The following is a 22,453-nucleotide window of genomic DNA, read 5'->3' on the forward strand; positions in this document are numbered from 1 at the left end:
AGGCAGCATCATGGCAGACAAGAACGCTCCCGTCGGCGCCCCGCTGGTCGACATGCGCAACATCTCGATCGCCTTCGGCGGCATCCGCGCCGTCGACGACGCCTCCATCGATCTCTTCCCCGGCGAAGTGGTGGCGCTGCTCGGCCACAACGGCGCCGGCAAGTCGACGCTGATCAAGATACTGTCCGGCGCCTATAAGCGCGATGCCGGGCAGATCTTCGTCAACGGCGAGGAGGCAGCGATCTCCAACCCGCGCGACGCCAAGAGATACGGCATCGAGACGATCTATCAGACGCTGGCGCTTGCCGACAATGTCGACGCCGCCGCCAATCTTTTCCTCGGCCGCGAGCTGATGACCGCCTGGGGCACGCTCGACGATGTCGCCATGGAGGCCGATGCGCGCAAGGTGATGGGCCGTCTCAATCCGCGCTTCCAGCGCTTCAAGGAGCCGGTGATCAAGCTGTCCGGCGGACAGAGGCAGTCGGTGGCGATCGCGCGTGCGATCCTGTTCAACGCGCGAATCTTGATCATGGACGAGCCGACGGCGGCGCTCGGCCCTCAGGAGACGGCCCAGGTCGGCGAACTGGTGCGGCAGCTCAAGGCCGACGGCATCGGCATCTTCCTGATCAGCCACGACATCCATGACGTGTTCGAGCTGGCGGACAGGGTCTGTGTGATGAAGAACGGTCAGGTCGTCGGCACGGCGCGCACCAGCGACGTGACCCAGGACGAGGTGCTCGGCATGATCATTCTAGGCAAGTGCCCGCCGGGCGCCACGCCAGGTCCGGGAGCGCTGAAAATCGCGGCCTAAGACCATAAATTAGTTGGCTAATTTGCGACGGGATGATGAGCCAATCGCGGCGTTGGTTTGGCCTTGCCATTGTATTGGCGCGGAGACTTGCTCATAAAGGTGGCCAACCATCCATGGGCCGCACCCTGCATTGAAAAAGCTTTTTCCGATCGTCGCCTTCATCGCCGTCGCGCTCATCAGCTTGACGATGGCGGGGTTCGCCTATTTCGCGACCCAAGAGGCGGCACGCATCAAGTTCGAGGGAACCGCCGACGATGCGCTCAACCGGATTGAGAGCCGCATCGACCTGCATCTGTCGCTGCTGCGCTCGACCCAGGCGCTTTTCGATGCCCGTAACGGCGATATCACGCGCGGCGAGTTCAAGGCCTTCTTCGCCGCGCTCGACATCGACGACAATTTCGCCGGACTGCGCGGGATCGGCTTCCTGAGGCTGGCCAAGACCGGCGACGAGGCCACGCTCGAGCGCGACATCCTGCGCGATCACGGTTCGGCCCACCCGGTCTATCCGGCCATCACGCAGCAGCAATGGCGCACGCCAATCGTGCTTTTCGAGCCGCTCGATACATCCAACCAGTCGATCATAGGCTTCGACATGTTCACCGACCCGGTACGGCGGGCGGCGATCGAGAAGGCAATGGCCGACGACCAGCAGCATGCCAGTGGGCTCGTTCAACTTGGCCAGGGACAAGGGCTGGAGCAGACTTTCCCCGGTTTCCTGGTCTTCGTGCGGCTGAACGTGGAAACCGCTCCGGACGTCATCAATGCCAGCCGGTCCTCGACCGCCGGCTTCCTCTACGCCTCCTTCCGCGCGCGCGATTTGTTCCAGGTGGCGCTCAGCAAGGCTCCGCTGCTGCCGGTCAACGTCGAGATCTTCGACGGCGAGCCGGGAGCCGACAATCTCCTGTTCCGCTCGGAGGCGCCGCCGGCCGAATCGCTCGGCGGAAGGCTTTTGGCGCGTCGAGATATCGTCGTGGCCGGCCGACCCTGGACTGTCCTGTTTCGGCCGACGAGCGCCTTTGCGCTGCCTTCCTCGCGCGCCATTCCGGTGATGCTCGGTCTGTTCGGCCTGCTGCTCGCCGGGGCGATCGCGCTGGTGGCCCGCTATCAGGAGCGCGCCTACGAGGCGAAGTCGCTGCTGCATGAGGCGACGGAGAAGAGCCTGCTGGAAAAGGAGCTGATCCTGCAGGAGATGAAGCACCGCATCAAAAATTCGATCACCAGGGTGCTGGCGATCGCGCGCCAGACGGCTTCCCAGGCCACCGACGTGAAGGAGTTCTCGGCATCGTTCTCGGCGCGGCTGCAGGCGATGGCTGCGTCGCAGGATATGCTGACACGCTCGCGCTGGCAGAAGGCGGACCTTGGCGACCTCCTGCACACCGAGCTCGGGCAGGTGTTCGGCAAGGAGCTTCCCGAAGGCATACTGTCCGGGCCGGAGGTATTGCTTGACGAGACGACGACGCAGGCGCTCGGCCTGACCTTCCACGAGCTTGCCACCAATGCGCTGAAATATGGCGAGGCCGGCAACTCGGTCGGCGCCCTGAAGGTCGACTGGAGGGTCGAAGAACAAGGCCGAACGCTTGTGCTCACCTGGTGCGAGACAGGGCAGGAAAAACTTGAGGCGCCGGCGAGGACTGGCTTCGGCACCAAGCTGATCGATCTCAACGTCACGCGCGAATTGCGCGGCACGATCAAGCGCGATTTTCAGGCCGACGGGCTGAAGGTGGAAATAAGGATTCCGCTCACCGGATGAGCAGCGGCGGGCCGTTCAGGCAAAGAAATGGAGGCCGGCAGGCCGGCCTCCATTGGATTGCTCTGTCGCGAGATCAGTTGCAGCGGGCCTTGTAGTGCGTGCCGTCAGAGCGGCGATATACGCACTGGCCATTGCGCAGGTTGCGGACCAGCAGGCCCGACCCGGCGCCGACAGCCGCGCCGATAAGCGCGCCCCTGCCGCCGCCGACCAAGCCGCCCACGCCGGCGCCAATCAGGCCGCCCCCGACGACATCCTGCTCGGTCGTGGTGCAGCCGCTGACGGCGACCACAGCAACCATTGCAATGATCATCTTCCGCATAAATTGCTCCTCAGTTTGTCCTCACTTTTGGCAGTGCCAACCGCCGTTTAGCACGAAAAAACGGGCTTTGCCTGTCCGATCTTATTATTGCTGAAGATAGGGTTTTTCCGGGCGTGCGCCGTTTGACGCGACAAGCGCGCCGGAGATCTCCAGCGACGCGACGAGCCTGCCGTCGGGACGCACGGTCCACAGCAGTTGATCGTAGTCGTCTTCAAGCGCCGGATCGACGGCAAGGCACTCGCCCATGACACGCGGCGTGCGGCCCTGCAGGTCGCCCAGCGCAAACGGCCGTTCGGCGAGGCAAGCCTCGAAGGTCTCGAAGACGCTGACCGGCACCGACAGTTCGCGGCAATCAGTCATGGTGTCCGAGCAGCCAATGACGAGAAGCAAAGCGGCGACGTGTTCCACGGGTGAATCCTCCCGCCGCAAAGAACGATTGTTGCCGCTCAAAAGTTCCTGCTCGAGTCGGCTCAATGGCGCGAGCCCCTGGCGCCGGCCGAATTGCTCGATCGGCAAGATCAGGTCAATTGCCAGGCCGCCGCCAGCACGAGAGCGGCACCGAGCGCGACGGCGCCGAGGCGAAGCGACAGATGAAAGGAACGGGGCGAGGGTGGCGCTTCGGCGTCCTGGAAGACGCTCATCGAGACGCGGGCGGCCTGCTCCAGCCTGTTCATCTCGGCAATCATCATTCGGTTCCTCGCAAATCGCATGTCAGATCGTGTGACTGCGCGGCTGGGTTCGCGCCGTCGCGAGCGGTTCAGCGTCTGACGGGACCGCCGATCAGCTCCAAGGTTTACGCAACTCGGAAGGGCGTTGCGCGCTGTCCTGGAGTTCCTTTCAACGGGGAACAGAATCGGACTTTATGGTGAACAGCAGGTTAAGCGCCTCGCCGACGGCTGTCCGTTGCCCGAGACGTGGTTGTTCATTCTATCTCGAAATTGCCGCGCGGAATGGTGAGGCGATATTCGAGGCGATCCTCGTCGATATCGAGACTGGCAGAGCCGTTCAGCGACGTCGGCACGACGCGTTCGAGGGCGACGCTGCCAAAGCGATTTTCGGTGCGCCGACCGGCGCCGATCCTTTCTGTCCAAATCAGCAAGAGGCCAGGCGAAGCCTCGCTGCCGGCGGCGATCCTGGCGCTTACCTTGACCCGTCCGTCAGGCTGCGACAGGGCGCCGTAGCTTACCGAGTTCACGGCCAGCTCGTGCATGGCCAGCCCGACATGAAGAGCGGCGTTCGGGTTGAGGTAAGGGTTCTCCCCATCGAAACGCAAGCTGCGACTTGGATCGGCGCTGTAGCGGCCGACCTGGCCGGACACGAGCTCGCGAAGCGCTGCTCCCCGCCAGTTGGAGGATGTCACCAGATCCTGGGACGAGGCGAGCGATTGGATGCGGCCGCGAAAGCGCGTCAGGAAATCGCCGAGCGTCTCCGAGTAGCGTCCGGTCTGGGTGGCTATGCTCTGAATGATGGCCAGAAGATTCTTCGAGCGATGGCTGACCTCCCGCAGCAGCGTTTTCAGCGTCTGCTCGCGGCGCTTCTGCTCGGTCGTCTCGACCATGGTGGTGACGACGCCCTGGACCTCACCGGAGTCGCTGCGATCGGCATCGATCCAGATATGGAACCAGCGCACGCCGTCACTGTCGGGAATGCCGAGCTCGAGGCGATCCGGGTTGCCGGTTTCAATCGCCGTGCGCTTGGCTGCGCCTATTCGCTCGGCCTGCGCGGGGGAAAGCAGATCGCTGCCGTCGGCCGTTTCGCAGGCCCACGGGGAGCGCATGTTGCGCGCCCAGACGGTCTTCATTTCACGATCCTGGTAGAGGACCGAAATTCCAGCATTGTGAAGCGCGTGGAGCAACGCGCGCCCGACCTGCATCCCGCTTTCCGCCGGATGCATTGCGATCACCTCGTCGCTGCGTTCTTGCGTATAGTCCTTCTCTGAGACTTTGGAACGCATCCGATATTTCCCGCATCCAGGCGCGAATGCTTACGATGGATTGCTGCCCGGTCTTGGCCTACTGGGGCTTACGCAGCCCAAAAGCGGTCCGCCGGACGACATCCTTTTGGGGACATCGCCCGGCGGTGGCTGGAAACCGTTTGAGGGGTGCGGCTTCCAGTGTTCGGCACTCCCCCGCGTCAGGTTCTCCTGACGAGGCCGGCGATGAGTGAGATCACCAGGAAAGCAAGGAAGACGAAGAACAATATCTGCGCGATGCCAGCCGATGTGCCGGCGATGCCGCCGAACCCAAGCGCGCCGGCGATGATCGCGACCACAAGAAAAACGAGCGCCCAGTACAGCATGATATCTCTCCTTCTAACGTCTTGGAAAAAACGTGGCTGGATAGCGTTTGTTCCACCATTTGCCGAAAAAGACGATCCCCTGAAAACGGATTGAAAACGGATTCCGCGGCGCATCGTGCGTGGCCCTGGAGCCTCGCATGAGAACTCATCGGACGTTGCTGCGGTCAGGCCGCGGCTTTCGCCTGCCGGTCGAAGAAAAGCGCCTGACTGATAAGGGCCTTGACCATGTCTGGATTGAACGGCTTGGTCACCAGAAACGCCGGTTCGGGACGCTCGCCGGTCAACAGGCGTTCAGGGAAAGCGGTGATGAAGATCACCGGCACCGGCGTCGAGGACAAGATCTCGTTAACCGCCTCTATGCCCGAGCTGCCATCGGCGAGCTGGATGTCGGCGAGGACCATTTTCGGACGCGTCTTGCCGAAAACGGCGACCGCCTCGGCGTGCGTGCGCGCGGTGCCGACAACGCGATGGCCGAGGCTTTCGACCATCTCCTCGATATCCATGGCGATCAGCGGCTCGTCCTCGATAATCAGCACGTCGGTCGCGACCTGGCGGGAAATCTCGCTGCTTGCCTGGGCAAGCAATTCGGAGAACTCCTGTTCGTCGGCATCGAGGATTTCCGCCGCTTCATCCTCGCTGAAACCCTCTACGGCGACCAGCAGGAAAGCCTGCCTCGGCCGCGGCGCGATTGCGTTCAGATTGGCGGCCGCCCGCTGCTCCCAGGCTGTCTGCGCATGCTCCTGCGGCACGCGGATGGCAATCGAGGTGAAAAGCCTGGCAAAGACCTTGTACAGTGCGATACGATCGCTCGATGCCTTGGGGAAAACTTCGGTGTCGGCGATGATGGCTTCCAGCATCGCAGCAACCAGAGCGTCACCGCTTTCCTGCGATCCCGACACGGCGCGCGAGAAACGGCGAAGGAAAGGCAGGTGAGGAGCGATGGTTGCGGACAGGCTCATATTTGACGTCTCCCTCAGATGACGTTGTTGCAAAGGCTAGACTCACTGGAAGTCCCGGCAAAACCAACGTCGGCTTTCTGAAAAAGTTCCGCCGGGCAGGGAACTAAATTAGGAAGCGGGCGTTTCCGGCTTTGGGATGGGCAACCAGACAAGGGTGCCGCTTGCGTCGCGATCTATGGTTTTTAAGCGGTTTCGGGTGCTGGGACTTAGGGCAAACATGAAAGAAATGTCAAAGAATTCAATAACTGGCGCCCCGAGCAGGCACCGGAACGGGGGTGGCAATCCGCTCGGACCGAACTCCGAAATCGCCCGCAAACTTAAGCAATATTACGACGAGCTGGTCTCCGATCAGGTGCCGGATCGATTCGCTCAGTTGCTCAGCCAACTGGAAAAGGCCGAACCCGCCGAGAAAAAGGACTGAGACATGGCGGCGGTCTCCCAGAGCTTCAAGACCGAGCTGCTCGGCGCGATCCCGAGCCTGCGCGCCTTTGCGGTGTCACTGACGCAGAATGCCGACAAGGCCGACGACCTCGTCCAAGAAACCCTGGTCAAGGCCTGGGACAAACATGAGAGTTTCCAGCTGGGCACCAACCTCAAGGCCTGGCTGTTCACCATTCTGCGCAACGAATTCTATTCGCAGATGCGCAAGCGCGGCCGCGAGGTGCAGGACAGCGACGGCATCATGACTGCCAGGCTTGCTGTCCACCCGGCCCAGCATGGCCAGCTCGACCTCAAGGATTTTCGCGGCGCGCTGGAGCAGTTGCCGGAGGATCAGCGCGAAGCCATCATCCTGATCGGCGCGTCCGGCTTCTCCTACGAAGAGGCGGCGGAGATCTGCGGCTGCGCGGTCGGCACGATCAAGAGCCGGGTCAGCCGCGCGCGCGCCCGGCTGCAGGACATCCTGAAGATTTCCGGCGAGGACGAGTACGGCCCCGATGCGATCTCGGCCCAGGTGACCGGATCAAACGCCGCCTGACACCGACCTCCGGCTCTTTCGAAACCACGTCGTCACGCCGCTTTCGCGCGCCTGCAGGCGCGCGCCAGGGCCTCGATCAGATCGTCTCCCGAGTAGGGTTTGGTGACCAGCTGAATCTCCGGAAAAGAGCCCTCGAGATCCTCGGCGTCGGAGTAGCCAGACGCAAAGACGAATGGAATGCCGGCGCTGCGCAGCCGCTCGGCGAAGTCGAGTGTCGAGGTGCCGCCGAGCATCAGGTCGACGATAGCGGCGTCGAACCACGACAACCCATCACGCAGGTCCATTTCGGCCAGATCGCAAACAATCGTGACCTCGGCGGCGCCCTGGTCGCGGCATAGTTGCTCGACATCCATCGCTATCAGGAACTCGTCTTCCAAGACCAGGATACGCAATCCGTCTAGCAATGGGGGCACGTGTCGGCGACTCCTATAAGACCGCAGTCATGCGCGGTATTTGGCCCTCTGTCATTTAAAAAAGACATGACCGGCGATGCATTGCCGTGACCGGCGGAACCTCGGTCCGGGTGAAGCGTTTCTATTCGCCCGATCGGGGCAGGCGGTTTCGAAGAGGGGTCGAAATGTCCGGCCAGAGCGCATATTCCGTTGCCAACCGCCAATACCCTTGCGGCAAATGCCCGCTGCGGCCGCTGCCAGTCTTTCGCGAATTCGAGAGCCAGGAGCTGTTGTTCGTCAGCGGCTTCAAGAAAGGAGAGCTTGCGGTCGACAAGGGGGCGACCGTGCTGGTCGAAGGCAGCCACAGCGCGCATCTCTACACCATACTTTCAGGCTGGGCATTCCGCTACAAGCTGTTGCCCGACGGGCGGCGGCAAATCCTCAACTATTCCATGCCGGGCGATCTCATCGGGCTGCAAGGCAGCTTGATGGGCGAGATGCAGCATTCCGTCGAGGCCTTGTCGCCGATGCTGCTGTGCGTCTTCGAGCGCGACCAATTGCACGAGCTTTACCGCAACTACCCTGGCCTGGCCTATGACATCACCTGGCTGGCATCGCGCGAGGAGCGCATGCTCGATGAAAACCTGCTCAGCATCGGTCGCCGTTCCGCGCTGGAGCGCACGGCCTATCTTGTCGCCTTCATCTCCAGCCGTGCCCGGAGCGCAGGCCTGAACGGCAAGCGGCCGGTGCAGATCCCGATCACGCAGCAGCACATCGCCGATACGCTCGGCCTGTCGCTGGTGCACACCAACAAGACGATCCGAAAGCTGATGGACCGCAAGCTGATTGTATGGCGTGACGGTGGTTGCGAAGTTATCAGCCATGAGGGGCTGACGGAGCTGGCTGGCTGGCAAGGTTTGGGTGAGGAGCTCAGACCGCTGATCTGACAAGGAGCCCGACCGGGAGAACGGAACCCCGGTCTCGCCCAAGCGTTGAAATGGAAGCAAACTTAAGGAGTTACGCAATGGCGACCGCCGCAGGCAGATCCGCAACAGATACTCCCCCCAGCGCCGACCTCGAAGCCGACATCCGGCAATTGAAAGCCGATATCGAAGAGCTCACCAGGCAATTGGCCAAGACCCGCGACGACAGCTACGGCGCAGCGCGTCGCGCGGCCGCCGAAGGCGTCGAGCAGCTGCGCGCGCACGGCGAGGCAGCGTTCGAAAGCATGCGCGGAAGTGCTCAGGATTTGGAAGCGCAGTTGATAGCCAGCGTTCGCGAAAAGCCGGTGACGTCGCTGGCGATTGCCGCGGGAGTGGGCTTCCTGTTCGCGCTGCTCTCGCGCCGCTAGTCCTCATATGGGGACGCTGGTTTCGCTTATTTCCGCCCTTGCCTCCGGCGAGGCGGTGGCGGCTTTGCAAAGAGCGCGGCTGACCGCAATCCTCTACGGGCTTGCCGGTGTTTTTGCCCTGTGCGGCGTCGGTTTCCTCATCGGCGCGGCCTATATCTGGCTGGCGGCGCGCTACGGGCCGTTGGCGACCAGCTTCGGCTTCGGCATCGGCTCCCTGGTGATCGCCGGGCTGATTGTCGTGATCCACAAGCTGACCAGCAGCATGCGGGCGCGGCGGCGCGCGCGAAGGCGAAAGGCCGACATGACGGCGGTTGGCGTTACCGCGGCGCTCGCGCTGCTCCCCGCGCTCGCGAAAAGCAAGGGCGGCCTGGGCACGCTTCTCGCGCCCGCGATCGCGCTCACCGCCTACGCCATCTACCGCGAGAATATGAAGAGCGGGCCTCGAGACAAGGATCGCAGCGAAACGCCGTAGGTGGGAACTTTCGCGGAAAGGGTCCGTTACCCGACCATGCCGTGCTTGGCGTGCCCGCCCCACACTGGAGACCGAAAATGCCCAAGACCGTTCCTGAAAACGAAGCCCGCCAGGGGCACTGGGGCTGGCATGCGCTCAGGATTCTCATCGCCGGGCTGCTGCTGGTATTCATCGCCTGGGGCGTAGCCGAGATCTATGGCGTGTTGATCAAAGAGCCGAGCACTGAGCAGCAGCACGTCCCACAACCTCCAGGGACCGAGCAGGCGCCTGCTCCCAGCGGTCAGACGCAGTAGTTTTGAAGTCCGCGCGCCATTTCAGGCTGCCTTTGCCTGCGCGCTGCTTCTGGGAACGAGCACGTTAAGGGTCGCTGGATGGATCTCGACCGTAGTTTCGCGTTCCAACTTGACCAACTCTCCGTCCATCACCGCCTTGAATTTTGCGGGCGACGAATGAATTTTCAGCACGGCCTTGTCAGCCTGGTGGATTTCGACATGTTCGCTTTGGCGCCACCGGCCGCGCAGCATGGCAAGCAGCAATTTCACCAAGTCACGGCGCCGGCGCGCAACGCTGACATAGATGCCAAGCACGCCGCCCGCCGGATTGTCCGCGTAAGGCAGATGACCCTCGCCGAACAGATTGTTGCTGATGCCAATTCCGGTCGCGCGGGTGATGATGTCGGTCTTGCCGATAGTCAAGGTCACCTTGAGGGTGTGCGGGTTCTTGATCGTTGCCCATGCGGCGCGAACCGACGCCTGCATCTTTCCCAGCCGCGAGCCAAAATCCATCTTCTCGCGGAGCTGGACCATTCTGGCATGCATACCGATTGAAAACTGATGCACGAAGGGACGGCCATTCGCGGTGGCCATATCGACCGACCTGACCTCGCCCTCGGTAAAGGCCTTCAGGGCGGCCTCCAGTGTTTGGGGAATGCCAAGGCTGCGCGCGAAGAGGTTCATCGTACCGGCCGGCAATATGGCCAACGCCTTCTTCTTGTTCATGAGAAGGGAGGCGGCGGTGGAAACTGTTCCGTCGCCGCCTCCGGCCAGCAGGACATCGACGTTGCGCCTGGCTATGGCCTTTTCCAAAGCCGTGGCGATTTCGCTGCCCGCAACGATGTCGATCTGAACCGAATGACCGGCGCCCTCCAAAAGCTCGCGGACCCGGTCGGCAAAGGCTGGAACATCGGTCGTGCGCAAGGTGCCCCCGTCCTTGTTCAGCACCGCAGCAAACCGCATACCCCTCTCCGTCCTGCTATTGTTAGGCCAAAAAACGAACTCTCAGCCGGAGGCTGAAACGGAAAGGGGCCGCCGAAGGTTCCGCGCCAGCGCGCAACTCAACCGCCGTGGACGGGCTGTTTGGAACAAGGCTCCCCTCACGACGTTGTGAAATCGTGGAATATTGCCGCGCTCGCCCTTGCCTTGTCCGAGGCCGCGAACGCGGCGTGTACGAAATCAGGCACGAGGAGAGACGATCATGATCCGCACTCTTTTTGCAACGACCGCGCTTGCGACACTCCTTGCAACCGGGGCCTTTGCGCAGAACACAACGCCTGCACCGGCGCAGGCGCCCGCCACCGAAAACCCCGCGCCCGCGGCCGAGACCCAAGCTCCAGTAGTGCGCGCGGACGGGGCGCTGATGACCAACATCATCGGTGAGTCCGTCTATAATGGGACCGGCGACGATGCCGAAGACATCGGTAAGGTCGACGATGTCGTCTTCGATGCAAGCGGCAACGTAAAGTCTGTCATCATTGGCGTCGGCGGCTTTCTTGGCGTCGGCACCAAGGATGTCGCCTTCGATTACAGCAAGCTGGAATGGGCCGAAAAGAACGGCGACCGCTGGCTCGTAGCGAAGACGACCAAGGACGAGCTGAACGCGCAGGCGGCCTTCGATCGCAAGGCCTATGATCCGGCCCCGGCGCAAACGACGGATGCCACGCAGCCTGCGACCACCGACAGTGGAACGGCGCAAGCGCCCGCGCAGCCGGCCCAGCCGGCCCAGCCGGTAGAGAAGGCTGAAGGCAATCTCGCCACCAACATCATGGGCGAGTCGGTCTATAACGGCACCGCCGACGACGCCCAAAAGATCGGCGACGTCAACGACATCGTGCTTGCCAAGGACGGCAAGGCCGAGTCCCTCGTGATCGGCGTCGGCGGCTTCCTGGGCATTGGCGAGAAGAATGTTACCTTCGACTTCGCCAAGGCCAAATGGGCGGAGAAGAATGGCGATCGCTGGTTGATCGCCGAGACCACAAAGGAACAACTGCAAGCCCAGCCGGACTTCGACCGTAAGGCTTACGATCCGGCGCCGGCGGCAGCCACCGCGGCATCGAACAACGCTCCGGCAACGACCACCCCTGCCGTGGCCTCGTCCGACACCACGGCCGACAAGGAAGCCAAACCAGCTGAGCCGGCCCAGACGACGGCTGAGAACAAGCCTGCGGCGCCGGCCGCGAATACGGCTGAGAACAAGCCGGCCGATACCGGCACAGCAACCACCGACACGACCAAGACAGCCTCGATCGACAAATCGACGTTGAACGAAATGCCGATGGGCAACATCAGAGTCGACGACCTGAAGGGCACCACGGTCTACGGGGCCAACGATGCCGAAATCGGCGAGATTGGCGACGTCGTGCTGACGCCCGACAACAAGCCGGATGCGGTGGTTATCGATGTCGGCGGTTTCCTCGGCATCGGCGAGAAGGAAGTGGCCCTCGGCATGGATAAGCTGAAGTTCATGACCGACAAGGACGGCAACAAATATCTCTACACCAACTTCACCAAGGAGCAGTTGGAGTCGCAGGCGGCCTACGACAAGAGCACCTATGCCGCAAACCGCGACAAGCAGAGGATGATCCTGCAGTAAGGGATCAGGCAGCGGGCAGCAGGCAGCAGGGAATACGCGTGTCGCTATTCCCTGCTGCCTGCTGTCTTGCTCACGTGGCCGACGACTCCGTCCTTTGTCAGCTCCGCCAGCGCCAGCGACTGGTCGAGATGGTTGGCGCGCCAGGCGAGCATCTTCTCGGCGAATTCCAGGCGCACCGGCAGATAGGCGGGGTCGTGCGCAACGTTGCTCAACTCGTCCGGATCCTCAGCCAGGTCGAACAGAAGCGGCGGCAGGCCGCCGCCGAAATGGACATATTTGAACTCCTCGGTGCGAAGGACGGCCAGGTTGCAGTCGCGTGAGCCGATCCCGAAATGACGCTCGGCTTCGCCGTCGGCGATCGAGCGGAAATCGAATTCCCAATGCGCGGCGTCGCGCCAGTCCGCCGGCTCCTCGCCGTCGAGCCAGTGCGCTAGCGACCTGCCGTCGAGGTGCGGTTCGGGTGCTGCGCCGATCAGGTCGAGCAAGGTCGGAAAGACGTCGACAGCCTCGGTAAAGCTGTCGACGAAAGAACCGGCCGCTCTCGGCCGGCGCGGATCGCGGACGATCAGCGGGATGTGGTAGCTGGCGTCGAAGAAGCCGCCTTTGCCGAGCATGAAATGGTCGCCCATCATCTCGGCATGGTCGGAGGTGAGCACAACCACAGTGTCATCCCAACTGCCGGCCGCCTTCAGCGCTTCCCAGATGCGGCCGAGCTGCGCGTCGAGCTCGGAGATCATGCCGTAATAGAGCGCACGGATACGGCGGAAATTCTCCTCGCTCCAATCCCGCACGTTGCCGTCGATGCCGGGAACGAACTTCGTCCGCTTCTGCAAGCCAAGATCATAAGCGAGGTAGGGGTGGCTTTGCGCCTCGGCCTGCCAGTTCGCCGCGCGCCGGAAGGCGGCGCCGTCGGCCGGGTCGTACATGGTGTTGTAGGGCTCCGGCGCGATGAAAGGCGGGTGCGGGCTGATGAAGGAGATGTGCCCGAACCACGGTGCGCTGTTCTCCTGCTCGCCGAGCCAGCGGATGAATTCGCCGGCCAGGAAAGCCGCCGGTGTCTGGTCCTTCGAATAGACCGGGGGCGCGTTGCTTACATCATCGCCGACCTTGCCTTGCGCGTTCGCCGGATAATGGATGCCAGGGCTGCCGAGGCCGGTGTCGATGGCTTGCGTGCGCAGCCAGGACAGCCACTGCTTCTGATGTTCGGGCAGCAACTGCCGTAGGCTGAAGCCGGGCAGCACGCCTTCATAACTCCTGAGCCGCGGATCGTCGGGCGCAAGCCGGCGGGGGTCCGGCGCCACATCGGTATAACCGAACAGCGTCGGGTCATAACCTGCCGCGCGTGCCGAGAGCGCGACGTTGCCATGGCGGGCGTCGAGCGGCGAGCCGTTGCGGCAGACACGGTTGTTCATCTGGTAGAGGCCGGTATAGAGGCAGGCACGCGCCGGCGAGCAGGGCGCCGCTCCGCCGTAGTGACGCCGGAACAGCACGCCCTCGCCGGCAAGCGCATCCACATTCGGCGTTTTCACCACCGGATGGCCCGCCGCCGACAGACAATCGCCACGCCACTGGTCGCAGGTGATGAGAAGAACATTCGGGCGGCTCACTCGGTTGTCCAAAACTCTTCTCCTCAAGACGGCGCGCCGCTCATGGAGCCGAAATTCCCGATCGGCGCAAGGAGGGCAGCTACATCGATTGGTGAACATAGGCCCTATAGACGTTCACTTTTATGATACAGTCCATTCTGAGTTTGGCCGCTTTGCCTGGCCAGGCGCTATCCTCATATTGCGGTGGACAGCGGCAAGGGCCGCAGCAAGGACAGGGAAGGAGCAAGACCATGCTCAATCAGCTCAAAGGCCTGCATCACGTCACCTCGATGGCAAGCGATGCGCGCCGCAACAATGAATTCTTTACCAAGAAGCTCGGCCTGCGCCGGGTGAAGAAGACCGTCAATTTCGACGCACCGGACGTCTATCACCTCTACTATGCCGACGAGTTCGGCACGCCTGGCTCGGTGATGACCTATTTCCCGTTCCCCGACATCGGGAAGGGCCGGCATGGGGTGGGTGAGGTCGGCACCACCGTCTTCTCGGTGCCGGAAGGCACGCTCGGCTATTGGGAAAAGCGCTTCACCGATGAGGGCGTGGGCGGTGTTGCCCGCAGCGAAAGCTTCGGTGAGAAACGGCTTGCCTTCACCGGTCCTGATGGCGACAGTTTTGCGCTGGTCGAAGACAAGGCCGACAGCAGAGCCCCCTGGGTGAAGGGCGGCGTCCCCGCCGATGAGGCGATCCGCGGCTTTCACTCGGTCGCGCTGAGACTGAAGGACGGCGGCGCCACCGAGGAATTGCTGAACTTCATGGGCTACGAAGAGGTCGACAAGTCCGGCAACATCCGCCGGATGGCGATCAAGAACGGCAACGGCGCCGACATCGTCGACATCGAATCGCTGCCGGGCGCCGGCTTTGCCAATCTCGGCGCCGGCTCGGTGCACCATGTCGCCTTCGCGGTCGAGGATCGCGCGCGGCAGCTCGAAGTGCGCACGGCGCTTGTCGACACGGGTTACGGCGTGACGCCGGTCATCGATCGCGACTATTTCTGGGCGATCTATTTTCGCACGCCGGGTGGCGTGCTGTTCGAGGTGTCGACCAACGAGCCGGGCTTCAACCGCGACGAGGACACCGCGCATCTCGGCGAGGCGCTGAAGCTGCCGACGCAGCATCAGCATCTGAGACCCTATCTCGAACAGCACCTGCAGAAGCTGGAAGACTGACGCCATGAGCAAGGACGCCTACATCCACAAAGTGCTGCCCGGTTCGCCGGGCAGCCCGCTGCTGTTCGTCTTCCACGGGACCGGAGGCGACGAGAACCAGCTTCTGTCCTTCGGTCGCGAGCTCGCGCCTTCGGGGACGATAATCTCGCCGCGCGGGGATGTGTCTGAGCAAGGTGCAGCCCGCTTCTTCCGCCGCACCGGCGAGGGCGTCTACGACATGGACGACCTCGCGCGGGCGACGGCCAAGATGGCCGGCTTCGTCAAGGCGCATGTCGAGGCAGCAAAGCCCTCGGCGGTGTTGGGGCTCGGCTATTCCAACGGCGCCAACATCCTGGCATCGGTGGTGTTCGCGGAGCCGGCCCTGTTCGATGCCGCAGCGCTGATGCATCCGCTGATCCCGTTCGAGCCGCAGGTGCAGGGCAGCCTTGCCGGGCGCCGCATCCTGATCACGGCCGGCAGGCGCGACCCGATCTGCCCGCCGAACCTGACAACGCGGCTGGAAGCCTATTTGCGCGCCGTCGGGGCCGATGTCACAGTGGAATGGCACGATGGCGGGCACGAGGTGAGGCCGAATGAAATCGAAGGGGCGCGGCGGCTCTTTGCTCTCTCGCCCGCCGGCGAAGGAGGCGCAAGAAATGGCTGACCAACTGCCCGAGATCGAACTGGAAGATCGCGGCTCCAAGGGTCGCTACCTGCTGCGCGGACCGGGCGGCGCCGAGGCCGAAATGACCTTCACCAAGATCGGAGAGCACCAGCTCATCATCGATCACACCGAGGTGCCGGATGTCTTTCGCGGCCAGGGCGCCGGGCTTCGCCTGGTAACCCGCGCCGTCGAGGACGCGCGCGCGGCGGGCAAGAAGATCATCCCGCTCTGCCCCTTCGCCAACGCCCAGTTTCGCCGCCATCCAGAATGGGCCGACGTGCTGAAACAGTAGGACCGTCTGCCCCTTCTCCCCCGTGGAGAAGGTGGCCGCGGAGCGGCCGGATGAGGGGAGTTTCAGGGAAAACCGACGTCTCACTGCGCTGAAGCATCCCCCAACCGTCGGCGCTGCGCGCCGATCCACCTTCTCTCGCAAGGGGAGAAGGAAGAGAGCCGCCCAGCCATAAATGCGAACACGCGTCTGGCATTTGCGCAGTTCGGCCATCTTGCCTAATTTGACAGATCACCTGGGATTCTCCCGCCCCGATCCGCCACCTCAAAAAGCGAATGGCTTGATGACCGAATCCGACCTCATACCCGTTTTCGACGGCCACAACGACACGCTGCTTAGGCTCTACCAGTCGAAGGAAGCGGATGTCGAAAAGCTGTTCATCGAGGGCACGCCGGGCGGTCACATCGACATGCCGCGCGCCAAAAAGGGCGGTTTTGCCGGCGGCATGTTCGCGATCTTTCCGCCGCCGATCGAAAAGACCAAGCGCAGCGCCGTGCCGCCGGCGCCGAGCGACAACGAACCGCTGCCGCCGGAACTGCCGCGCGCCGAGGCGGTCGCTTCGACCATCGGCATGGCCTCGATCCTGTTCAGGCTCGAGCGCGCCGGCGCGCTGACCGTCTGCCGCAGTGCCGGTGATGTGCGCAAGGCGATGGCGAATGGCTCGATCGCCGCGGTGTTCCATATCGAAGGCGTCGAGGCGATCGATCCCGAGCTTGCCATGCTCGACGTGCTTCATGCCGCCGGGCTCCGCTCGCTGGGCATCGTCTGGAGCCGGCCGAACGCCTTCGGCAACGGCGTCCCGTTCCGCTTTCCCTCGTCGCCCGATACCGGGCCGGGCCTGACCGACGCCGGCAAGGCGCTGGTCAAGGCGTGCAACCAGCTCAGGATCATGATCGACCTCTCGCATCTCAACGAAAAGGGTTTTCGCGATGTCGCCGCGCTCAGCGATGCGCCGCTGGTCGCGACCCACTCCAACGTCCATGCGATCTGCGGCCATTCGCGCAACCTCACCGACTGGCAGCTCGGTGCGATCCGCGAAACGGGCGGAATGGTGGGCCTGAATTTCGCCACCGGCTTCCTGCGCGAGGACGGCCGCATGAATGCCGACACCAGCCTCGACATCATGCTGCGCCACATCGAGTCTCTGTTGCAGGCGCTGGGCGAGGACGGCGTGGGTCTCGGATCCGATTTCGACGGTGCCATGATCCCTGCCGTGATCGGCGACGTGGCAGGCTTGCCGAAGCTCCTCGACGCCCTCGCCGCTCGCGGCTTCGGGCGCGCGCTGATCGAGAAGATCGCTTATCGGAATTGGCTGAGTGTCCTTGAAAGGACGATCGGTTGAGACCCTGTCGATATTCAGGTGATGCCGGCCTGCAAACAGTGGCTCTCTGCGCTTCCGGTGCTCACGTACTTAAGTACGCTCCGCTCCGGTTCTCGAGAGCCACTGTTTTCGACTTGGCCTGACCTGAATCTCGACAGGGCTTGGCGCGCTGTCAGCCGTAGCCCATCCGCTTAAGCCATTCCCTGCCGACACCGCGGTCGCGGATGATCGGCAAGGGGTCTTCATGGTCGAGCCGGGCGCAGATGCGGTAGACCTCCAGCGTCTCGGCATCCATCTCGCCGCGCTTGAAGAAGAACATCGCCGCCGCATAGCGGGTGCGGCCGGACCACATCTCGCCGAGCGGCGTGTTGACCAGCTCCACTGCTCGGCCGCTTCCGCCTCCGCGTCCAGCCTGTCCGCATCCCCTTCCACGTCAAAAATCCGCCGGCGGGTTGGCGGTGCGGCGGTCGAGCTTGATGAAAGGCCGCGGCACCACTTTCGCCCGCTTCATCAGCTTCTGGTACTGCAGCTCGCGCATGGCATAGATCTCGACCCAGAGGTCGTCGACGACCGTATCGCCGTAGGGCCGTTGCAAGGAGGCGATGGCGACGTTGCGCTTGGCCATGGGGGACCACATCGCCGCGCTGACCAGCCCGACCTCCCGGCTCTTCTTGCAGTAGACGATGGCGTGCTCGGCCGGAATGTTGCCTTCGATCTCCAGCCCGACCAGCACATGGCGCAGCTTCTTCTTCGCGCGCGCTTCGAAGATTGCGCGGCGCCCGTTGAAGTGGCCTTTGTCCGGATCGATCATGAAGCCGAGGCCGATCTCGTCCGGCATGCGCAGGCGGTCGGCACGGATGGCATGCTCGGCGGTGGTGAAGTCGGCATTTGCGACGATCAGCCCGGCTTCGAGCCGCGCCCCGTTCAGCGCCGTGTAACCGATGGCGCGGATGCCGCGCAGCTCGCCCGCCGCCATCAGCCGGTCCCATAGGCTCAACGCATTGTCCGCCGGCACGAACAGCTCGTAGCCGAGATCGCCAGTGAAGCCGGTGCGCGAGATGGTGACGGCAGCGCCGTCATGCGCGAATTCGGCAAGGTCGAAGATCTTCAACCGCTCGACGCCGGCAAAGCCCGCGTGGCGAAGGATGGCGAAGGAGGTCGGGCCTTGCAGCGCGAGCCCGGCGACCGCTTCGGTTTCTTCCTCGACGCTCACCTCATAGCCGATGGCGCTATCGAGCAGCCAGGGCAGATGCCGCTCCTGCGAGCACAGCCGAAAGCGCGTCGGCGACAGCCGGAACAGCGTGCCGTCATCGAGCACGAAACCCTCGTCGTCGCACCAAGCGGTGTAGTGAACGCGGCCAGGCTTCAGCCTCGTCACGTCGCGCAGCGTGACACGGTCGAGATAGGCTTCGGCGTCCGGACCCTCGATCCGGTATTTGGTCATCGGCGAGATGTCGAAGAGTGCCGCCTGGCTGCGAATGGCAAAATATTCCAGCTCCTCGTCCCACAGCGAATGCGGCGCGCGGTAGCCGGCCCAGTTGTACCAGTCGTTTGTCAGCGCCAGCGCGTCGATGCGCGGCTGGAAAGGTGTGCCGAGCCGCAGCGTGCGGAAGTGGGCTTGCGCAAGCGTGCGGGCGGAATTGATTTTCACATGACGATTCATGACGGCGTTCCTTCGCGCCCCCCTGTGTCCTGCCGGACATCTCCCCCACAAGGGGGGAGATCGGCCGTCACGCCAGCTTTCACCAATCGCCAACGTTGCAAGGGGTGGGCCAGGCGTGTGGACAGCTGATCTCCCCCCTCGTGGGGGAGATGGCCGGCAGGCCAGAGGGGGGCGCCGTAGGGCGTGAATTCAGCGATTTGCAAAAACATCTCTACGCCCTCATCGCGATGATGCGGCGGGCGGCGTTGAGGCCGGGGGCGCCGGAGATGCCGCCGCCCGGATGCGAGCCGGCGCCGGCAAGGAACAGCCCTTCGAGCGGCGTGTCGTAGCCCGACCAGCCGGAGACCGGCCGCGACATCAGCATCTGGTCGGCCTGCAATTCGCCGTGGTGCCAGTGGCCGCCGGGCATGCGGTAGCGTGCCTCGAGGTCGGCCGGAGTCAGCAACTCGGCATGGCGCACCGTGGCGCCGATGCCAGGCGCATACGCCTCGAGCTGCGCCATGATCGCCTCGAGGAATCGCGGCTTGCCGGCGGCCCAGCCTTCTCTCAGCGCATAGGGCGCGTATTGCACCACCGCGGAGAGCACGCAGGCGCCGGACGGCGCGAGCGAAGGATCAGCAAGACTGGGCAGCGTGATTTCCATCACCGGCTCGGGCGAGAACGCGCCATATTTCGACGGATTGAAGGCGCGCTCGACATGGTCGGGCGAGGGCGCGATGACGAGGCGCCCCTCGTGGCCAGCGTCGTCGACGCCGGCGAATTGCGGCGGCCGGTCCAGCGCCAGATGCAGCTTCGCCGCATCGCCCTTCATGCGGATATTCTTCACCTTGCGCATGAAACCGGTGTCGACCTCGCGCGGCCCGACCAGATCGAGGATCGTGGTTGCGGGATTGATGGCCGAGACGACGCTTTTTGCGCGCAGCGCTTCGCCGTCCTGTGTGAGGACACCGACGACGCGCCCCGTCTCGACGATGACGTTGGCGACCGGCGAAGCCTGGCGGATCGAAACGCCCGCTTTCTCGGCCGCCGAGCGGATGGCGGCAACGACCGCGCCCATGCCACCTTTGGGCTGTATCTGCGCGCCGGCGAGGCCGCCGATCTCGCCGGCCAGCCGATAGTAGAGGCCGAGCAGCGATGTCGGCGAGCGCGGCCCGAGATGGCTGCCCAGTGTCGCGTCGAAAGCGAGCAGGCCTTTCAGCCTGTCGTCGGAAAGCTGCTCGTCGAGCAGGTCGTAGACATTCATCAAGAGTATGCGCAGGAAGTCGCGCATATCCTCCTTGCCGAGCTTTTTCAGCGCCAGCGCGGTCTGGCCGAGCCCGGTCATTTCGGCGAGCGACATGCCGGCAAGGTCCGGTGGGCGGCGCGACAGGAAGGGTTTCAGCACGCCGGCGTAGCGCAACAGCTGCGCGCGCAGGTCCCGCCAAGCCGATTGCTCCGACGGGCTGGCGCCGGTCAGCGCCTCGCCATAGGCGCCGTGCAGCACCAGCGGGCCGTCTTTCGACAATGCGACCGACGGCACGAAATCGCCGCGCTCGATCTTCAGCCCGTGGCGCTCGAGCTCCAGCGTCTTCACCACATCGGGATGCAGGCGATTGAGCAGATGAGCGACCGAGGAGACGCGAAAGCCCGGCGCGAATTCTTCGGTGCGCGCCGCGCCGCCGACCTCGTTGCCGGCCTCGAGCAGCAGCACCTTGCGTCCCGATTTCGCCAGCGTGGCGGCGGCAACCAGGCCGTTGTGGCCGCCGCCGATGACGATCGCGTCCCAGTTCAGATTAGATGACGTCATGGGCCGGGCTCATATGCAAAGTTGGCTTGGCGAGGTCGCGCAGGATCTCGGCGGCGGCGTTGCGTCCAGGCGCGCCCATGACGCCGCCGCCCGGATGAGTGGAGGAGCCGCACATATAGAGCCCGCCGACCGGCGAGCGGTATTGCGCGTAGCCCGGCACCGGGCGATTGAAGAGCAACTGATCAAAGGTCAGCTCGCCATGAAAAATATTGCCTTCGGTGAGGCCGACCTCGGCCTCGATCTCGCGCGGCGTGCGCACCTCCATATGGACGATGCGGTCGCGGAAGCCGGGCGAATATTCGGCGATCTGCGCAATCACGCTTTCGGCGAAGCCGTCGCGGTCGGCGTCGGTCCAGTCGCGCCCGGCGATCTTGGGTGGCGCATATTGCACGAAGCAGCTCATGAAATGCTTGCCCGGCGGCGCCATGGTCGGGTCGAGCGTGGTCGGGATCACCATGTCGAGGAAGGGATCGGCCGACCAGCGTCCGGCCTTCCAGTCGTCGTAGGCGCGCTCCATGCGCTCGATGGAATCGGTGAAGTGCATGTCGGCGCGGTAGACCGGCGGGTCCTTCGGCAGAGCCGGGAATTCCGGAAGCGAATCGAGCGCGATGTTGACCTTGCCGGACGAACCCCTGATCTTGAAGTTCCTGACGCGCCGAAGGAAGATGTCGGGCAGCTCCTTCTCCTCGACCAGCTTCAGGAAGGTGCGCTTCACGTCGGCGTTTGAGACGACGAGCTTGCCGTGGATCTCGTCGCCGCCGGCCAGCACGACGCCCTTGGCCCTGCCGTTCCTGATCAGCACGCGCTCGACCTCGGCGCCGGTGCGGATCGTGCCGCCGGAGGCCTTGAATGAGGCGGCGAGCGCCTTGGTCACGGCACCCATACCGCCACGCGCATAGCCCCAGGCGCCCACCGAGCCATCGACCTCGCCCATATAGTGGTGGAGAAGGACATAGGCCGTGCCGGGCGACATGGGCCCAAGCGCCGTGCCGATGATGCCGGAGAGCGCAAAGTTCGCCTTGATAACGTCGGTCTCGAAATACTCGTCGAGGAAGTCGGAGATCGACATCGTCCAGAAGCGCAGGGTCAGCGCCATTTCCTCGGCGGTGAGACCGGCGAATTTCCTGCCGAGATAGAGCAACTCGCCAAGATCGCGCGGCTTGAAGCTGGTGGGATCGGGCGCGGTGCGCATCAACAGCGGCTGGATGAAGCGGCATTGCCGGCTGACGTCACGCGCGTAGCGGTCGTAGGCCTCGGCGTCGCGCTTGGAGAAACGGGCGAATTCGCGGCGATGCGCATCGTGGTCGCGGTAGTTGGCGAGATAATCGCCGTCGCGCGTGAACACCGCGCCGCCTTCATAGGAGATCACCTGCAGGCCGAAGCGCGGCAGTTCCAGATCGCGCATGATCTCGGGCCGGAACAGCGAGCAGACATAGGAGCAGTTGGAGTAGAGAAAGCCCGGCGTCAGCTCGCGGCTGGTAGCCGCACCGCCGACCCAGTCGTTCTTCTCGACCACCAGCACGTCGAGCCCGCCGCGCTGCAGATAGCAGGCGTTAACCAGTCCGTTGTGGCCGCCGCCGATGACGATCGCGTCCCATGCCTTCATGTGCGCTCAACCTCCCTCCGGCCGCCCGATTTTGGGTGCGATTTGTTCCTGATCAGCCGAATTTGGCACGGGCCACGGTTTTTTGTCCAGCCATTTTGAATGAATGTTCAACAAATGGTGTTGCGTTTTTGCGTTGATGCGCTAGGCTTTGCCCCGCATTTCTGGCCCTTCATTAGCGC

General features: G+C 63.6%; 25 protein-coding genes and 1 pseudogene. 13 read left to right on the top strand and 13 right to left on the bottom strand.

Annotation, left to right across the window (positions count from 1 at the left end; genetic code table 11):
• Nucleotides 1–10 precede the first annotated feature (10 nt).
• Both CK220_RS02840 and CK220_RS02845 read left to right on the top strand, forming a co-directional pair.
• Nucleotides 11–811 (top strand): ATP-binding cassette domain-containing protein, encoded by an 801-nt coding sequence (locus tag CK220_RS02840; protein ID WP_095810055.1) that lies wholly within the window; start codon nucleotides 11–13, stop codon nucleotides 809–811.
• A 130-nt stretch (nucleotides 812–941) separates the two neighbouring features.
• Entirely contained in the window at nucleotides 942–2,561 is a 1,620-nt protein-coding gene (locus CK220_RS02845) for a CHASE domain-containing protein (protein WP_095810056.1), read from the top strand.
• A 73-nt stretch (nucleotides 2,562–2,634) separates the two neighbouring features.
• On the opposite strand, the gene CK220_RS02850 is transcribed toward CK220_RS02845, so the two are convergent.
• The 6 genes from CK220_RS02850 to CK220_RS02870 all read right to left on the bottom strand — a co-directional run bounded on the left by CK220_RS02850 (nucleotide 2,635) and on the right by CK220_RS02870 (nucleotide 6,137).
• Nucleotides 2,635–2,880 carry a YMGG-like glycine zipper-containing protein gene (locus CK220_RS02850; protein ID WP_095810057.1) on the bottom strand — a complete coding sequence of 82 codons (246 nt, stop codon included), beginning with the start codon at nucleotides 2,878–2,880 and terminating at the stop codon, nucleotides 2,635–2,637.
• 84 nt (nucleotides 2,881–2,964) lie between these two features.
• Nucleotides 2,965–3,288: a hypothetical protein gene (locus tag CK220_RS02855; RefSeq protein ID WP_095810283.1), complete on the bottom strand. Its 324-nt coding sequence runs from the start codon at nucleotides 3,286–3,288 to the stop codon at nucleotides 2,965–2,967.
• Between the two features lie 110 nt (nucleotides 3,289–3,398).
• The gene (locus CK220_RS31775; RefSeq protein ID WP_176478969.1) at nucleotides 3,399–3,569 is read right to left on the bottom strand and encodes a hypothetical protein; all 171 of its coding nucleotides are present in this window, start codon (nucleotides 3,567–3,569) and stop codon (nucleotides 3,399–3,401) included.
• Between the two features lie 233 nt (nucleotides 3,570–3,802).
• On the bottom strand, nucleotides 3,803–4,834 hold the full coding sequence (locus CK220_RS02860) for a sensor histidine kinase (protein ID WP_095810058.1): 1,032 nt from the start codon (nucleotides 4,832–4,834) through the stop codon (nucleotides 3,803–3,805).
• Between the two features lie 179 nt (nucleotides 4,835–5,013).
• Nucleotides 5,014–5,178, bottom strand: coding sequence for a DUF1328 domain-containing protein (locus CK220_RS02865; protein ID WP_067002119.1), 165 nt, complete (start codon nucleotides 5,176–5,178; stop codon nucleotides 5,014–5,016).
• A gap of 164 nt (nucleotides 5,179–5,342) precedes the next feature.
• The gene (locus CK220_RS02870; protein WP_067002122.1) at nucleotides 5,343–6,137 is read right to left on the bottom strand and encodes a response regulator; all 795 of its coding nucleotides are present in this window, start codon (nucleotides 6,135–6,137) and stop codon (nucleotides 5,343–5,345) included.
• A 217-nt stretch (nucleotides 6,138–6,354) separates the two neighbouring features.
• On the opposite strand from CK220_RS02870, the gene CK220_RS02875 reads away from it, so the two are divergent.
• Nucleotides 6,355–6,558: a NepR family anti-sigma factor gene (locus CK220_RS02875; protein ID WP_095810284.1), complete on the top strand. Its 204-nt coding sequence runs from the start codon at nucleotides 6,355–6,357 to the stop codon at nucleotides 6,556–6,558.
• A 3-nt stretch (nucleotides 6,559–6,561) separates the two neighbouring features.
• Complete coding sequence (locus tag CK220_RS02880) at nucleotides 6,562–7,113, top strand: RNA polymerase sigma factor (protein WP_095810059.1); 552 nt, start codon at nucleotides 6,562–6,564, stop codon at nucleotides 7,111–7,113.
• A 32-nt stretch (nucleotides 7,114–7,145) separates the two neighbouring features.
• Here CK220_RS02880 and CK220_RS02885 read toward each other — a convergent pair whose 3' ends face one another.
• Nucleotides 7,146–7,526, bottom strand: a complete 381-nt coding sequence (locus tag CK220_RS02885) for a response regulator (RefSeq protein ID WP_095810060.1) — start codon at nucleotides 7,524–7,526, stop codon at nucleotides 7,146–7,148.
• A 164-nt stretch (nucleotides 7,527–7,690) separates the two neighbouring features.
• On the opposite strand from CK220_RS02885, the gene CK220_RS02890 reads away from it, so the two are divergent.
• The 4 genes from CK220_RS02890 to CK220_RS02905 all read left to right on the top strand — a co-directional run bounded on the left by CK220_RS02890 (nucleotide 7,691) and on the right by CK220_RS02905 (nucleotide 9,621).
• Nucleotides 7,691–8,452 carry a Crp/Fnr family transcriptional regulator gene (locus CK220_RS02890; protein ID WP_095810061.1) on the top strand — a complete coding sequence of 254 codons (762 nt, stop codon included), beginning with the start codon at nucleotides 7,691–7,693 and terminating at the stop codon, nucleotides 8,450–8,452.
• A 77-nt stretch (nucleotides 8,453–8,529) separates the two neighbouring features.
• Nucleotides 8,530–8,856, top strand: a complete 327-nt coding sequence (locus CK220_RS02895) for a DUF883 family protein (RefSeq protein WP_095778215.1) — start codon at nucleotides 8,530–8,532, stop codon at nucleotides 8,854–8,856.
• A 7-nt stretch (nucleotides 8,857–8,863) separates the two neighbouring features.
• Nucleotides 8,864–9,328, top strand: a complete 465-nt coding sequence (locus CK220_RS02900; RefSeq protein ID WP_095810062.1) for a phage holin family protein — start codon at nucleotides 8,864–8,866, stop codon at nucleotides 9,326–9,328.
• Between the two features lie 77 nt (nucleotides 9,329–9,405).
• Nucleotides 9,406–9,621: a hypothetical protein gene (locus tag CK220_RS02905; protein WP_095810063.1), complete on the top strand. Its 216-nt coding sequence runs from the start codon at nucleotides 9,406–9,408 to the stop codon at nucleotides 9,619–9,621.
• 21 nt (nucleotides 9,622–9,642) lie between these two features.
• On the opposite strand, the gene CK220_RS02910 is transcribed toward CK220_RS02905, so the two are convergent.
• A complete protein-coding gene (locus CK220_RS02910; RefSeq protein ID WP_095810064.1) occupies nucleotides 9,643–10,563 on the bottom strand; it encodes a diacylglycerol kinase family protein in 921 nt (306 codons plus the stop codon).
• A gap of 238 nt (nucleotides 10,564–10,801) precedes the next feature.
• On the opposite strand from CK220_RS02910, the gene CK220_RS02915 reads away from it, so the two are divergent.
• On the top strand, nucleotides 10,802–12,196 hold the full coding sequence (locus CK220_RS02915) for a PRC-barrel domain-containing protein (RefSeq protein WP_095810065.1): 1,395 nt from the start codon (nucleotides 10,802–10,804) through the stop codon (nucleotides 12,194–12,196).
• Between the two features lie 44 nt (nucleotides 12,197–12,240).
• On the opposite strand, the gene CK220_RS02920 is transcribed toward CK220_RS02915, so the two are convergent.
• On the bottom strand, nucleotides 12,241–13,803 hold the full coding sequence (locus CK220_RS02920; RefSeq protein WP_245428933.1) for an alkaline phosphatase family protein: 1,563 nt from the start codon (nucleotides 13,801–13,803) through the stop codon (nucleotides 12,241–12,243).
• Nucleotides 13,804–14,033: 230 nt separating this feature from the next.
• Between CK220_RS02920 and CK220_RS02925 the strand changes: the two genes are divergently transcribed.
• The 4 genes from CK220_RS02925 to CK220_RS02940 all read left to right on the top strand — a co-directional run bounded on the left by CK220_RS02925 (nucleotide 14,034) and on the right by CK220_RS02940 (nucleotide 17,240).
• Complete coding sequence (locus CK220_RS02925) at nucleotides 14,034–14,966, top strand: VOC family protein (protein ID WP_095810067.1); 933 nt, start codon at nucleotides 14,034–14,036, stop codon at nucleotides 14,964–14,966.
• 4 nt (nucleotides 14,967–14,970) lie between these two features.
• Nucleotides 14,971–15,609, top strand: a complete 639-nt coding sequence (locus CK220_RS02930) for an alpha/beta hydrolase (protein WP_095810068.1) — start codon at nucleotides 14,971–14,973, stop codon at nucleotides 15,607–15,609.
• The gene (locus CK220_RS02935) at nucleotides 15,602–15,901 is read left to right on the top strand and encodes a GNAT family N-acetyltransferase (RefSeq protein WP_095810069.1); all 300 of its coding nucleotides are present in this window, start codon (nucleotides 15,602–15,604) and stop codon (nucleotides 15,899–15,901) included. The genes CK220_RS02930 and CK220_RS02935 overlap by 8 nt, the downstream gene beginning before the upstream one ends.
• A gap of 280 nt (nucleotides 15,902–16,181) precedes the next feature.
• Entirely contained in the window at nucleotides 16,182–17,240 is a 1,059-nt protein-coding gene (locus CK220_RS02940) for a dipeptidase (protein ID WP_095810285.1), read from the top strand.
• 151 nt (nucleotides 17,241–17,391) lie between these two features.
• Here the strand turns inward: CK220_RS02940 and CK220_RS02945 are convergent.
• The 4 genes and pseudogenes from CK220_RS02945 to CK220_RS02965 form a co-directional block, all read right to left on the bottom strand.
• Nucleotides 17,392–17,651, bottom strand: a pseudogene (locus CK220_RS02945) (hypothetical protein).
• A gap of 1 nt (nucleotide 17,652) precedes the next feature.
• Nucleotides 17,653–18,882 (bottom strand): aminomethyltransferase family protein, encoded by a 1,230-nt coding sequence (locus CK220_RS02950; protein ID WP_095810070.1) that lies wholly within the window; start codon nucleotides 18,880–18,882, stop codon nucleotides 17,653–17,655.
• Between the two features lie 211 nt (nucleotides 18,883–19,093).
• Nucleotides 19,094–20,668 carry an NAD(P)/FAD-dependent oxidoreductase gene (locus CK220_RS02960; protein ID WP_095810071.1) on the bottom strand — a complete coding sequence of 525 codons (1,575 nt, stop codon included), beginning with the start codon at nucleotides 20,666–20,668 and terminating at the stop codon, nucleotides 19,094–19,096.
• Complete coding sequence (locus CK220_RS02965) at nucleotides 20,655–22,274, bottom strand: NAD(P)/FAD-dependent oxidoreductase (RefSeq protein ID WP_095810072.1); 1,620 nt, start codon at nucleotides 22,272–22,274, stop codon at nucleotides 20,655–20,657. Before CK220_RS02965 ends, CK220_RS02960 begins: the two co-directional genes overlap by 14 nt.
• Nucleotides 22,275–22,453: the final 179 nt, after the last annotated feature.

Source organism: Mesorhizobium sp. WSM3860, assembly GCF_002294995.1.
Classification (GTDB): Bacteria; Pseudomonadota; Alphaproteobacteria; order Rhizobiales; family Rhizobiaceae; genus Mesorhizobium.